Raw genomic sequence first — 13,388 nt, 5'->3', positions numbered from 1 at the left:
ACCAAGCAAAAATACTATCCCTACAAAACCGAAGGCATCTATATTGAAAAAAATCAGTTCTTAGAGTAATTTTGCCACTACATCCGCACCATTAACGAATGGATTTATCCAATACCGAGAATCATAAGAACTATCCGCATTATCACCAAGGACATAGTAACAGCCTTCCGGCACTGTCATACTGACTCCGTTTCTCTCTACCATATCACCTTCCATCGCTGCGATTCGTTTCACAAGCAGTTTCCCATCATGCCGGAATATGATAATATCTCCTGTCTCCAGATTGGAATATATCCGGCATCCGATGATATAACTGCCCCTTTCCAACGTTGGTTCCATAGACTCAGTCGGCACATAGCCGATTAAAAACACGCACTTCAAGAGAATAAAAGTAAGAAGCATCGCAATAGCAGGGAATATCCACTTTCCCGATTTTTTCAATAAATTCCTCATATTTGTCCTCCAAAACAAAAAAATCGGGATGCTGGGAACCATCTTGATCCCAGCATCCCTTCATCCATTTAAGAACCGTATCCGGCAATCGTTTCCATTTCCGGATGCGCCTTTAGGAACTTCCTTGCCTTTGAAACCCATGCGCATACCAGTTTAGCAGAAGCGCCCATGCGCTCTCCGATCTCGCCGCTGGTATATCCCTGGGACATTAAAATCATGGCGTCAATACCTTTGGCAGTAGATGGGGGAGCATCTTTCCTTGCAGCGCCAAGCGCTTGGGAAAGGTCCATGCGAAGCCCGCTCAGGAATTCCCCGTTCTCAGACTCGGCGCTTATGTAGGGTGTTACATCAGCCACCACCTCATCTGCATACCGTTTGGTTGACTGAACCAATGCATCGCATAGCTCATGCCATATCAGGCGGTACGCATAAGTAGAAAAGGTTCCGCCTTTATCCGTTGCTGAAGCTTTGCACAGACCGATACAGCCAATCTGAAATAAATCGTCATAAGTATAAAAACCCCATTGTCCGTATCCGTGAACCTTATCCTTGATTACCTGATGGACCAGGCCCACATTTTCCTCAGCCTTTCTTTCCTGATCCCCATAAGCGAATGTCACAGAATACTTGGTACCGCTTAAAATATAATGGGCATCCGTGCTGTGTTCCTTCAGGTAATAGCTGCCCAATGGCAGGTCAGTCTGGGCAATGCCTTTGCCGTCTGCATCCAAGCTTACGATCTCCAGCAATCCATCTGTCGGAATAACAGAACCGTCAGCTGCAGTAAGGTCTTCGGCCGCATACAATCCAAAGGTGATATTGGCAAGCTCATTGTTTGTGCCGATACCGAATTCTTCGCTCAGTTCCAGCGTTTTCTCCAGACTCAGTTCCACCTTCTGGCGTTCGTTATATACGCCGGCGGCTGTTTCTGTCAGGTCTACCTCCTGACCCGCATAAACCAGTTCTACCTGCTGCGGGTTTGGATTCAGCACCATGCCGTAGGGCGCCTTTGTCTCAACAACCTCATACTTACCCAGATACAGTTCCTTGCTGGAAACAGCTCCACCGGAACCGGTAGTAACGGTATCTACTACATCGCCTTTTGCAGCACGCAAGGTACCGTCTGGTGTATAAATATCTTCTGCTGCGCGAATTTCATAGGTTGCGCCTTCCATGCCGCGGATTTCATAAACCGGCTGGTAAAGAAGATCCGCTCCATCCTTATCTGCACCATCTGATGTCGTGACGGAAGCAAATACTTCACCAGTCTTGGCAACAACAATCTTGCCCTTCTGCGGCATATTGTGTTTTTCCACCACAACCACGTCCTGTGTCCCGTCTACCGTGAATGGAACCGGATTACTGTCCAGCACATAGCCATAACAGGTCTCCACCTCAATCAGCTCATACTGGCCGTAGGAAAGCTCATAAGGAAGCATCAGCCAGCCTTCCTCATTGGTAAAGAAAGTGTCAATGGTAACAGGTGTCGGATAATAAATAGTTTCTGCAATCAGGTCGCCTGTAGACAGATCGCGTACCTGGAATCCAACACCGGCTGCAGGAATGATTTTCCCTGTTTCAGCATCGTGCTTTTCTACACGGATAAAGCTGGACTGGGTTGTATTGTCCAAAATATAGGAATAGGTCTGGTCATCTGTACGGATGTAAACGATAAAGTCCGGGATAAATGCCTGGCCTTCCATGCCCTCAGTCTGATGTACGACATAACGGCCATAAGGGAGATCCTTGGAAACAGCAAATCCGTCTGCATCCGTAGTCAGAATATCGCGTTCGTCTTCTCTTGCCGCATCATAGCTGCCTGCACTGGCAAGATAAATCTGGAATTTGGCGCCTTCCTCCGGCTGCTCAATAACCCCTTCCTTCCCAGAAGCTTCGATATCTTCCGGCGGAACCGGAACAGGTACATGAGTGTCCGCATCCGGCTCTGTTTCCGGAACGCTCTCCGCATCCGTATTCCCGCTCATTTTTCTTCCTCCTGCGGCGCTAATGTACTCGGCTCATGGAATCGCTCCAGATATTCGTCAAAAATATCCCTGTTTATCAGAACCGTCCCATCCATTCGATAAATAGCTCCTGCTTCACTTGCCAGTTCGAGCAGCTTCTTATGCTGGAGGCTGTAAACAATTTCCGCATCCTTATAACGAAGGAATTGCCTGCGCAGTCTCTTGGCGCTTTCCTGCACTTCATTTCTTTTTTTCAGATCATAATACGATTTTGTTTTTTCGCTGATCATAAGCTTCAAACCTTTCTTTATTGATTTGACAACATAACAGAAATCGCGCCTAACGAAAAAAGAACACCTTCTGAAATTTCTTTCAAAAAGTGTTCTCTCAACAGCAAGTGCTGCACTGCGTATTTGCTTTTCAACTATTCATCCTGCGTCGTAATTCTTCGTATTTATACGAAAAATTGTTGTCAATTTGTTGTCAACTCGGATTTGAAGTGCCGCAAACCCGCATAAATACTGGGTTTATTTGTCTAAGGTTTTCATTGTGGGGATTTCGGCAGCACATCTTACGCTATCTAACTTCTGCTCACGCTTGCTCATACTGCCATCCCCCTTCGTATGTTTGCCTCTTACCTGCTCTTAACCGTTCTTACCGCCACAAGGGGCTTTGTCGTAAGCTGTGGCGTATGGCGTATATTAGGAAATGTCCAAAAGGTTTTTGCGTTCTTGAACACTCAGACAGAGGCAATCAGGAGCTTGGGTAATTATAGCATACACATTTCTGCTTTTCAAGTAATTTCAGTCCTTCGCCTCCAATCATCAAACAGACGCCGCAGTAATTCTACATCTTGCTCCTCGTCTGAGGGAAAATAGACATGAACCTTTTGAAGTGCCAATTTCATTCTCTGGGCATACTCTGACAGACTATCCTTTCTTCTCAGCGGAACCCATACATAGCGAATCCCTCGCTTCTCACAGATATACCCTTTCACTTTTACCTCTTCCTTTTCTCTCTCTGCGGTCTCGATGGCGATCCTCAAGTCCGGTATGTAATTCTCCAATGGTAAGCCGGTCAGTTCCTCCCCGTCGTTTATCGCCTGAACTCCCAGCCTTCTTGCATACAGAGAGAGCAGCAGTCGTGGAAATGCAATTCTAAACTCTTCCTCACATATTCTGCACCCTGCTCTCTCCACACTCCTGTTGAACACCCTGTCACGCCATTCATGCCCGTAGGCATCTTTCCACCAGACATAGCGTAGCGAGTTTCTTGAGATATGGCATGGCAAAAGTCCTTTGTTTCTCTCGGTGTTCCACTCTGCTGCTATATCTGGGTCAGTAGTTGCAAGGTCATTATACCCCTCTTTAACCGCACGATCAGCGCAGACAGGACAGACCGTTCCTTTGATACGGCTCTTGACAAGAGACTGCCACTCGAATCCACAGACAGGGCATTCCCACCAGACTTTTTTTCTTGACTTCTCATTCACCATGTCCGGTGTCAACGGAAGGTTCCTATCAGACCATTCTTTCGCAAGCTCCGGTTGTCGAGTAGCAAAGTCATTGAACCCTCTGAGCAGCTTTATCCCGCTGCAATACGGACACTTACTTCCTCCAGATCTGGTGGAAATCAGCGTGTTCCATTCATGCCCCCTGCTGCACCTCCACCACACCTTTCTGTTTGCAAATGCCGTTACCATCGTTGGCAGTAGTGGAAGGTTTCTCTCAGACCACTCAGCGGCTACTTCTGGAAAGCGTGAGGCAAGGTCATTGAATCCCTCCAGTAGCTTGTTGTGAGAGCAGTAGGGGCAACCGGTTCCTCGTACCCTTGCTCTAACTTCGGTTCTCCACTCATGCCCCAGCTTGTCCCTCCACCACACTATCTTATGCGAACCAGCACCCACCATCGTGGGCTTGAGCGGCAAGTTCTGAGGCGACCATTCATCGGCAATCATGGGGTGTGTAGTGGCAAGGTCATTGATACCCTCCACGATTCTTCTTCCATCACAGATAGGGCATCTTTCACCGCTGGATCGTGCTTTTACGCTTGTTTCCCACTCATGCCCACACTTACCTTTCCACCAAACGACCTTATTGGAGCCGTATGAAACTGTTTCGGGAGTCAGCGGATAATTCTTCTCTGACCACTCTGATACAAGCTCAGGGTGTACCTCTTTCAAACTGTTCTTCATGGCGTTTCCTCCTCTCTGGATACATTTATATAATAGTATAAGCAAAGAGTTTTGAGAAACCTGCGAAAAGGCTCTGCGATGCGCTATCGCAGAGCCTTTCTCCTATGCTGACGCTGATGTTTGATTCTCTCCCTCAAGATACGAGGCAAAAGCCGCAATCTCTCGCTTCTTCAAATCCTTTGTCACATCAACATAGATATTCATTGTCGTGTCGATGTCGGCGTGTCCAAGCACATCTTGAATCACCTTGATGTTAATGCCAGATTCGCATAATCTCGTGGCATAAGTGTGTCTTAGCGTGTGACAGCTAAAGTCTGGCAGCAGCACCGGATCAGAGTCGATGTCGTGTGTTTCAAGGACTTCATCGTTGCAATCACGAATGATTCTCCTGATTGCCTTATTCAAGGTGCCATAGTGCTGCACATTTCCGTCTTTGTTGACGAAGATGAAGTCATGGTATCCATCGACATTCCCAACGCACTTTATATCAGCTTCCTCCTGATAGGCTTTCTCCATCAAGAACGCCTCTTTCACGCCTTTTGTCATAGGGATTACACGCCGTCCAGCTTTTGTCTTTGGAGTGTTGATGCTGAAATAGCACCCTTTTTCATCTCGATGGTTATAGTACACCAAAGTGTGGTTGACATTGATTTCCTCGTTCTCAAGATCAATGTCATTCCATCGCAGTCCCGTTACTTCGCCCACTCGCATTCCGGTATTGAGCATGATATAGAATACCGGATACCAATGCTGATACTGTGGACGCCTTTCAAGGAAGCTCAAAAAGAGCTTTTGCTGTTCAACCGTAAGCGCTTTCCGTTTTTCGCTGTCGTTGCCATAGGAGATTCTAAGCTCCTTCATCATCTTGCTTGTCGGGTTGGCTCGGATCATATCATCATCAGCGGCAAACTGAAACACCTGATAAAGAACATTGTGGACATTATCAATGGTGGAAATCTTCATGCCTCTGTCCTCTTTCAGTCGATTGTAGAAACGCTTAACATCAGAACGCTTTACTGCCGTAATCCTCTTCTTCCCAAAGGTCGGCTTAACAAAGGTCTCATACATATAGATGTAGTTCTTGAAGGTGCTGTCCTTGATACCTCGCTTTAGCTCCGCCCACAGTTCATAGACATCATTCACCGTCTTACTGGTGATGTCATTTCGGATACCGTCATGCTCATCTATGATGATTTGCGTTTCCTTTTCCCGAAGCTGCTCCAATGTTGGAGCATAAATGGAATGGCGTTTACCGTCTCTGGTTGTCCAGCGGAACTCATAGCTTCCGTTACTCCGTTGACCCTCGCCCTTCTTTAACCTGACCCTCTTCGCATCGAGCCTGACACCTTTCTTCATGTTCGCCATTTTTCAATCCCCCTTATATTGAAAATACCTTTTCCAAATACTCGTCCAGCTTCCTGCGCTTCAGCAAACGCTTACTGCCAATCCAGATTACGAAGTCGCAAGAATCGGCATCTGACAGTTCTCTCAGTTTGTTCATACCTATTCCTGTGTAAGCAGCCGCTTCTTCAAGCGTCAGGTTGCTCTTTTTCCAGATTGGCACAAGTTGCTGTTGCCTTTCTTTATTCATCTGCGTCACTCCTTTGGATTTGTTGTGTCCATAGGATACTTTTTTTCAGATGATAGCTCAAAGGTGCGATTGCGAAAATCGCACCTTTGACACATTCATATAGAAAATGCGTTTTCGAGGAACTCCTCAAGTTTTTTTCTTTTCAAGAGTCGTTTCCTCCCTATCCAAAGTACGAAATCGCAGGCGTCGCTATCCGAAAGTTCCCTTAGCTTGTTCATTCCAATACCGGTATAAGCCGCTGCTTCCTCGACCGTCAGGTTTGCTTTAAGCCAGATAGGAATATCAAGTTCCTTTTCGTCATTTGCCATAGCAAGCCCTCCCCGTCAGGTCAGCTTGCCCTAAGCTAATAGCCAAAGCCTTTTCTACGCTTTGCATTGTCTTGTCATCAATGCTCCCCACATATCTACCCAGCCGGCTCTTATCGAGAGTCCTGATCTGCTCAAGCATTACAATAGAAGACTCTCTCAGTCCAAACTTAACGCTGAGATTCACATGAGTTGGCAGATCTGAACGCTTTTCCTTGCTGGTGATTGCTGCTGCAATCACTGTGGGGCTATATTTGTTTCCGGTATCGTTCTGGATAATCAGGACAGGACGAATCCCATCTTGTTCTGAGCCGATTCCGCCAGACAGATCAGCGTAGAAAATGCTCCCCCGGCTAATCTCAATGTATCCTTTTGCCCTTTTCATTGCTTTCCTCCGCTATTTGGATTGAAGGTTGCCCTCACCCCACAACAGCAACGAAAAGAGCCATTTTTTAACCCCCTATACCAAAAAAATTTTTGATGAATTGTTCCAGAGCCTTTTTCCTGTTGTGCATTGTAACGGCAGATATTCCCTCTCTTTCTCCAAGAATCTTGGCACATCTCTTTTTATCACCTGATAGATAATAGTCCAAAAGCTCGTTAGCCCAAGGTCTCCATTCATCAAGCGCCTTCCTCAGCTCCTTATACATCATTCCAGTCAGGACTATCGACTCTATGTCAATATCATTTGAAAGCGTATCCATTAAGGACTCTCCATCACTTCCTTTTATCTGACAATCCATAGATAAAAGACGGTATTCCTTCTTTGCGTTCATATTTTTTCCTTTCAGGACATCTTCTCTATGCCACTCTGTGTATGCGTCATAGGAAACTTCAATAAACATACGGTCTATCACTCCGCAGTCCTCAAAGCTGTCCTCTATGAAGCATCTGCGCTCACACATGGGCAGTCCCTTATTTGATTTCAGGATAGCGCTCCATTCCTCTTGTGTTGCCTCTTTCAGTCCTTTTTTCGGGTCGGTAGAATCCTTGTAAACGAGAATTGTTGTCCGTTTCATCGGGTTCCTTTCCCGAAGCCGATGAAACGAAAACACAAAAAGCCACTTGACCCGTTGACTGATGCCACGCTGACAGACTACACCCTTGGGTGTAAGTCATAGTCAAGTGGCATTTGGAAGTCAACGCATCAAGCGGCTCCGTAGCACAAATCTTGCTTTAGATTATTTTGTTGTCGGTCTTGCTGAACTGTTGGTCTTAGCTGGTCTTTCTAAAGGATACTGGCGGGAACACCACCTCCTCACCGCAGTTTGAGCATTTCGCAAATGTATAGCCATGCTCGCCTCTTACGACATTTTCAACCCTGTGGTCGCAATATGGGCAGAGCCTAACCATCTTCATCATTCCGCTGCATTGTCTCCTCAGAGAGTCTTGTGCAGCCTTTACCTGAGCATATCGCTCTGGGTTCACCTGTTGAATATTCACCTTTGGCATTCTAATATTCCTCCACATCTAACAGCCTGTACGGGTTATCGAGGTATTCCTTTTCGATATAACCGAGCTGCTTCATGCGGATTGCCAATGCAGTTTTAGAACACCCCAATAACTCTGTCATTCCAACAAACCGGTCATATTCTTCCCTTGCGAAAACCTTATTGAGCGTCCGTATTCCCCCCTGAACATCAAACAGGCACATAGCTTGTTCAACAAGTCCTTTCGGAAGGAGCAGAACGGAGGCAAGAGCGTTGCTCTGCCATTCCTCCCAATCCTCAATAGGTTTTCTTCGAGCTGTGTTCGCTCTGCAAAAATGAACCGGCTTTTCATGCGGCTTCACGCCGTAGTCCTTCGGGAAAAGTAATTTCAGGATCTGATGACCCAACTCGTGCATGATCGTGAAGTTTCTCCGTCCTCCCTGCTCTACGCTTTCCCGCAGGTCGCTTTCTATCAAAACAGTCTTTCCATCGAGGAAGTAAACTTCCCCGCTATCATCACAGCCCGGCAACTCAAGCCCAATCCCTTCAAAGGAAGTCAGCCCAAGGATAGAGCCATCAACGGAAAGGTGCTGATAGTCTATTTTCAGACCCAGCAGTTTCTCGGCAAGTATTTCGGGGTATATCCGATAAATCGGACGATCTGCTACCTCCGGCAGTTTCATGTACGCTCTGATAACCCGATCTGCAATAGCTTCAAGGTCATTTCGGGATAATCTTTTCAACTTATCCTCCTTTAGCCAAACTTCGCCTCAACAAACCAGCGCCCGTTCTGCTCATCAAAAAGATGGGTCTCACTACGACCAATTCTTATGGTGTAGCGAATGCCACGACCGCCAACATCTGAAGCCGCTTTACGAACTTGCAGCACCTTGTCGATCTCAAACTCTTCCTCGTCCGCCATTCGTATGGTTTTCGGTAAACATGAACCGTCTGGCTTGTGTTCGGCATTTACAGTCACATAGACCTTCCTTCGTGTCATTTTCTCACCAGATTTCAAAAATTTTTTGAAAATCCCTTGACGAATACAAATTCGCATAGTAAGATATGATTGTGAACTCAAGTTCGCCTTGGTGAGCCTATTATAGCGTGAACTTAAGTTCGTGTCAATAGGTTTTTGAGAAATTAAGTTCGCCTTTCAATTTACACTATAGTCGGAGGAGAATGGATATGACATTCAGCGAGCGTCTAAAGAAAGTTAGAGAGAATAAAGAAATGACACAAGAACAGCTTGCACAACGCTCCGGCATCTCCCGTCGTATGATCCAGAAATACGAAAGTGGAATTGCCCGCCCTCGTTATGATGCCGCTGAGAAACTGGCATCTGCTCTTGAACTGCCTGTCTCGGAGCTGCTCGGTGAGAGTGGTACGCTTATTGCCCAAGCCGCCGAGAAATACGGCGCAAGAGGCGCTAAGCAGGCTGATGAGCTTATGAGCGAAGTCACCGGTCTCTTTGCTGGCGGTGAGCTGGCGGAAGAGGACATGGATGTGATGATGAAGGCAATCACAGAGGCTTACTGGATTGCAAAAGAGAAAAACAAGAAGTTCACGCCCAACCGCTACAAGTCGCAGGGCTGAGTCCCCTTTAACGGACTCCACTCTTGATAGAATAATCCACGAGGAAGGGGTGAGGGTCATTGTACGCCTCTACATCTGAGATCGTTCAAAAAGCAAATCACATTGTCCGGCTGTGTGGGACTCGTGATCCCCACAGAATAGCCGATGAACTCGGAATAGAAATCATGTACTGTCCTTTCAAATCCCAGCGGGGCGCATATAAGGTCATAATGCGAAATCGCTTCATGTTCGTTAAGGAAGATCTGCACCCTGTGATGGAGAACATTGTACTGCTCCATGAGCTTGGACATGACAGCTTACATAGAGACGAAGCCACCAAAGTTGGCGGCTTCAAAGAGTTCAATATCTTTGATATTCGGGACAGCCGAATGGAGTACGAGGCAAATATCTTTGCCACGCAGATAGCCCTTCCTGATGATGACTTCTTGGAGCTTGCGGAGCAGGGCTACGATGTGCAGCAGATCGCCAGAACCATGCACTCCGATGTAAACCTTGTCGCTCTCAAGGCAGACACGCTCATATCGCAAGGATATCGGCTCCGTCCACAGGAACACAGGAACGACTTTTTGAAATATAACCGTTAGGAGTGAATGAGTATGCCGGTTTATCATTGTACGAACTGCCATTTTACATTCAAGCGTGAGGGCAAAGTCGATAGTTGCCCTGATTGCGGTAAGCCTGATGTTCGACCCGCTACCGAAGCAGAAATTGAGGAGTTTCAGCGTTATGTTGCCGAAAGCTGGGACGATAAATAAAGCCTGTCTCCCTTGCCTTTGGAGGAAAACATGAAAGAGAAAACCTATATTGCCATAGATCTCAAGAGCTTCTATGCTTCCGTCGAGTGTGCCGAGCGTGGGCTTGATCCGCTGGACGCAAATCTTGTAGTTGCTGACGAGAGCAGGACAGATAAAACCATCTGCCTTGCAGTCTCCCCCGCTCTGAAAGCGCATGGCATATCCGGTCGAGCAAGGTTGTTCGAGGCAAAGCAGCGTATAAAGGATGTCAATAGGGAGAGAAAAAGAAAAGCCCCCGAACATCAGTTCAGGGGTAAATCCATCTTTGGCTCCGAGCTGGCAAGTGATCCTTCGTTGGAACTTGACCTTGTGATTGCCCCTCCGAGAATGGCTTATTACATGGATTACAGCAAGAGTATAGTTGAAATCTATATGCGCTATGTCTCATTTGATGATATTTTGGTCTACTCAATCGACGAGGTTTTCATTGACGCCACCCCTTACCTTTCCACCTACAATAAGACCGCCCGTGACTTTGCAATGATGCTGATACAGGAAGTTTTGAAGGAAACCCGTATCACCGCAACAGCAGGTATTGGCTCGAATATGTACCTTGCAAAGATTGCAATGGACATTGTTGCAAAGCATATCCCCGCTGACAAAGACGGTGTGCGTATTGCCGAGCTGGATGAGATGAGCTATCGGGACAAGCTGTGGACGCACAAGCCTTTAACTGACTTCTGGCGTGTTGGCAACGGTATTGCTCGAAAGCTGGAGCAAAACGGATTATATACGATGGGCGATATAGCCCGCTGCTCAGAAGGCAAAGACACCGATTACTACAACGAAGATCTGCTTTACAAGCTATTCGGGGTCAATGCCGAGCTGCTCATAGATCACGCTTGGGGCTGGGAACCTACCGTAATTTCCGATTGCAAGGCGTACAAGCCAGAGTCAAAAAGTCTCAATCAGGGGCAAGTTCTATCCTGTCCCTACTCTGCCGATCAGGGCAAAACGGTGGTTATGGAAATGGCAGACCAGCTCTCGATTGACCTTGTTCGGGCTGGCTTATTCACCAATCAGGTGGTACTCGATGTAGGTTATGATATAGAGAACCTCACCGATTCCAAGCGAGCTGCCAAGTATAAGGGTGCCATCGTATCAGATCACTATGGGCGACAAGTCCCCAAGGCAGTACATGGATCAAGAAACTTGGGCAGGTTCTCTTCTTCTACCAGCAGGATTGTGGAGGCAGCAGCAGCTATTTATGATAGCATTGTAGACAAGAATCTCTTAGTCCGGCGATTTACGGTTGCCGTTACCCACTTGGTCTTGGAGAGTGAAGCAGAACCCGCCACCCCAGAAATAGAACAGCTTGACCTCTTTACTGACTATGAAGCCGTAGATAAGCAACGGCAGGCTGAGGAAGAAGATTTGGAAAGAGAACTAAAAATCCAAAAAGCCCTTATCAACATACGGGACAGATACGGTAAAAACGCCATTGTCAAAGGTTTGAATATGAAAAAGGAGTCCACCGCCATGGAGCGCAACAAGCAGATCGGCGGTCATAAGGCGTGAGGTGATGGAAATGTCAAGTGGAAAAGAAGAATATAGTGACATCTTTGAGCGCCCTCACCATGTTTCCTGTAAGCGCCCTCAAATGTCTCGGCTCAATCGTGCAGCGCAGTTCTCTCCCTTCGCTGCGCTAACCGGCTATGATGATCTGGTGGCTGAGTCTGCAAGGGTGACGGACGAAAAGCATGAACTCGGTGAATACGAGCTGGAACAGCTCAATAGCCGAATCCAATACTTGAGAGATCATCTTTCCGAGGAACCGGAAGTGAGCATTACCTACTTTCAGGCAGATGAGCGCAAAGCTGGCGGTTCCTACATCGTTTTCACCGGAGCAGTCAAAAAGATCGACGAGTACAGTAAATCCCTTCTCCTTAGTAATGGCAAGGCTATCTTATTTGAAGATATATGCTCCATAGAAGCACCTTGTTTTGTGGAAGAAATAGTGTAAGACCGCCGTTTATGAAACGGCGGTCTTTGCTTAGAGAAGATCATTCAGCAGATTCATACATAGCGCTTTTTGCCTTAAGTTGGCACTTCCATAAACATTCAAAGTAAACGAAACATTTTTGTGTCCCAAGATTTCGGAGAGCGACTTAATATCAAACTCCGGTATCTCAATGGCTCGAACAGCAAAAGTGTGGCGTATTTCATGGAACTTCACCTTGGGTAAGTCATTTCTTTTCAGGAAGCGTGCAAAGAACTGGCGGTAGGTTCTTGGCTCGGTTGGCGAGGACTTCCCTGTGAGGAAATAATGGTTCGGTTTGTCTGTCAGGAACTTCTTGATGATGTTTCCCAGCAGCGACGGGATAGGAATGGTGCGAGCAGAACTTTTTGTTTTCGGTGCGCCGATGTTGATATACGATGAGCCTTTTCGCTTATCATATATCCTCTGAACAGTTCGACTTACGGTAATCGTGTTGTCTGCCAGAGAGATGTCTCCCATTTGCAGACCGCACAGCTCACCAATCCTCAGTCCTGTCATAAGAGCGATAAGTATCCCAGCCGTTTTCCGGTTTAGATGCAGGTATATACATTGGATGAGCTGCTGCTCTTCCTCTTTCGACAGGGATACAACCCGATGAATGCCAAGTTCCTTCGGATACTCTATCAAATCCCAATTCAGCATGGGAATAGCCTTTTCCTTATAACCGTAGGTTAAAGAGAGCCTCAGCACAAGAATAATATCCCGAATCGTCTTGACCGTCAGACCGCCCTTCTTATCCAACCTCCCCTCTTTGCTGAGGTACATGATGTACCCCTGAATGTCGGACTCTGTTATTGTCCCGATCTTCCTTCGTCCAAATTGCGGAATAAGATGATTTTCCGCAATGAGGACAAAGTTAGCGTGCGTTGACACTGTAATCATGGCTTGCTTTGAATTAAGCCATGTGTTCAGCAGCGTCTTGTAATGGGTATTTTCAGTCATATAGACCACCTCCCGAAACCAATTATGGAGGTGTTGGACTAACCCTCAAGTAATAGTCAAGGGGTTCATGTACCAAAGCTGAGATTTAGGGACGATAGCGGTAAGGTATTTCCTCCGTAT

18 protein-coding genes are annotated in these 13,388 nt (G+C 46.8%); 5 read left to right on the top strand and 13 right to left on the bottom strand.

Going from position 1 to position 13,388, the window contains the following annotated elements; all coding sequences use genetic code 11:
• Nucleotides 1-60: 60 nt before the first annotated feature.
• The 12 genes from lepB to D1841_RS06160 form a co-directional block, all read right to left on the bottom strand.
• A complete protein-coding gene (gene lepB, locus D1841_RS06215; RefSeq protein WP_160641673.1) occupies nt 61-453 on the bottom strand; it encodes a signal peptidase I in 393 nt (130 codons plus the stop codon).
• A 68-nt stretch (nt 454-521) separates the two neighbouring features.
• Complete coding sequence (locus D1841_RS19760; protein WP_160641672.1) at nt 522-2,438, bottom strand: sigma-70 family RNA polymerase sigma factor; 1,917 nt, start codon at nt 2,436-2,438, stop codon at nt 522-524.
• Nucleotides 2,435-2,707, bottom strand: a complete 273-nt coding sequence (locus tag D1841_RS06205) for a DUF6462 family protein (protein ID WP_160641671.1) — start codon at nt 2,705-2,707, stop codon at nt 2,435-2,437. Before D1841_RS06205 ends, D1841_RS19760 begins: the two co-directional genes overlap by 4 nt.
• Nucleotides 2,708-3,210: 503 nt before the next feature.
• Nucleotides 3,211-4,611: a zinc-ribbon domain-containing protein gene (locus D1841_RS06200; protein WP_160641670.1), complete on the bottom strand. Its 1,401-nt coding sequence runs from the start codon at nt 4,609-4,611 to the stop codon at nt 3,211-3,213.
• Nucleotides 4,612-4,713: 102 nt separating this feature from the next.
• A complete protein-coding gene (locus D1841_RS06195; protein ID WP_160641669.1) occupies nt 4,714-5,976 on the bottom strand; it encodes a site-specific integrase in 1,263 nt (420 codons plus the stop codon).
• A 13-nt stretch (nt 5,977-5,989) separates the two neighbouring features.
• Nucleotides 5,990-6,202 (bottom strand): excisionase, encoded by a 213-nt coding sequence (locus D1841_RS06190; RefSeq protein WP_160641668.1) that lies wholly within the window; start codon nt 6,200-6,202, stop codon nt 5,990-5,992.
• Between the two features lie 95 nt (nt 6,203-6,297).
• Nucleotides 6,298-6,510: an excisionase gene (locus D1841_RS06185; protein WP_160641667.1), complete on the bottom strand. Its 213-nt coding sequence runs from the start codon at nt 6,508-6,510 to the stop codon at nt 6,298-6,300.
• On the bottom strand, nt 6,500-6,892 hold the full coding sequence (locus D1841_RS06180; protein WP_201751189.1) for a type II toxin-antitoxin system PemK/MazF family toxin: 393 nt from the start codon (nt 6,890-6,892) through the stop codon (nt 6,500-6,502). The genes D1841_RS06185 and D1841_RS06180 overlap by 11 nt, the downstream gene beginning before the upstream one ends.
• A gap of 67 nt (nt 6,893-6,959) precedes the next feature.
• Nucleotides 6,960-7,526: a hypothetical protein gene (locus D1841_RS06175; RefSeq protein ID WP_160641666.1), complete on the bottom strand. Its 567-nt coding sequence runs from the start codon at nt 7,524-7,526 to the stop codon at nt 6,960-6,962.
• 196 nt (nt 7,527-7,722) lie between these two features.
• Nucleotides 7,723-7,959, bottom strand: coding sequence for a hypothetical protein (locus D1841_RS06170; protein WP_160641665.1), 237 nt, complete (start codon nt 7,957-7,959; stop codon nt 7,723-7,725).
• 1 nt (nt 7,960) lies between these two features.
• Complete coding sequence (locus D1841_RS06165; RefSeq protein ID WP_160641664.1) at nt 7,961-8,680, bottom strand: ImmA/IrrE family metallo-endopeptidase; 720 nt, start codon at nt 8,678-8,680, stop codon at nt 7,961-7,963.
• Between the two features lie 11 nt (nt 8,681-8,691).
• Complete coding sequence (locus tag D1841_RS06160; RefSeq protein ID WP_237076165.1) at nt 8,692-8,916, bottom strand: hypothetical protein; 225 nt, start codon at nt 8,914-8,916, stop codon at nt 8,692-8,694.
• A 209-nt stretch (nt 8,917-9,125) separates the two neighbouring features.
• Between D1841_RS06160 and D1841_RS06155 the strand changes: the two genes are divergently transcribed.
• Genes D1841_RS06155 through D1841_RS06135 form a run of 5 tightly spaced genes read left to right on the top strand, consistent with a single transcriptional unit; the run spans nt 9,126 to nt 12,290 of the window.
• Nucleotides 9,126-9,533: a helix-turn-helix domain-containing protein gene (locus tag D1841_RS06155; protein WP_160641663.1), complete on the top strand. Its 408-nt coding sequence runs from the start codon at nt 9,126-9,128 to the stop codon at nt 9,531-9,533.
• A gap of 59 nt (nt 9,534-9,592) precedes the next feature.
• Nucleotides 9,593-10,117: an ImmA/IrrE family metallo-endopeptidase gene (locus D1841_RS06150; protein WP_160641662.1), complete on the top strand. Its 525-nt coding sequence runs from the start codon at nt 9,593-9,595 to the stop codon at nt 10,115-10,117.
• 12 nt (nt 10,118-10,129) lie between these two features.
• A complete protein-coding gene (locus D1841_RS06145) occupies nt 10,130-10,288 on the top strand; it encodes a hypothetical protein (protein WP_161879927.1) in 159 nt (52 codons plus the stop codon).
• Between the two features lie 30 nt (nt 10,289-10,318).
• Nucleotides 10,319-11,845: a DNA methylase gene (locus tag D1841_RS06140; RefSeq protein WP_160641661.1), complete on the top strand. Its 1,527-nt coding sequence runs from the start codon at nt 10,319-10,321 to the stop codon at nt 11,843-11,845.
• Nucleotides 11,846-11,849: 4 nt separating this feature from the next.
• Nucleotides 11,850-12,290 (top strand): hypothetical protein, encoded by a 441-nt coding sequence (locus D1841_RS06135; RefSeq protein WP_237076156.1) that lies wholly within the window; start codon nt 11,850-11,852, stop codon nt 12,288-12,290.
• Nucleotides 12,291-12,320: 30 nt separating this feature from the next.
• Here D1841_RS06135 and D1841_RS06130 read toward each other — a convergent pair whose 3' ends face one another.
• Nucleotides 12,321-13,268 carry a site-specific integrase gene (locus tag D1841_RS06130; protein ID WP_160641660.1) on the bottom strand — a complete coding sequence of 316 codons (948 nt, stop codon included), beginning with the start codon at nt 13,266-13,268 and terminating at the stop codon, nt 12,321-12,323.
• Between the last annotated feature and the right edge of the window lie 120 nt (nt 13,269-13,388).

The sequence above is a fragment of the Neglectibacter sp. X4 genome, from assembly GCF_009917365.1.
Classification (GTDB): domain Bacteria; phylum Bacillota; class Clostridia; order Oscillospirales; family Acutalibacteraceae; genus Acutalibacter.
This window is presented reverse-complemented; position numbering and strand designations above follow the sequence as displayed.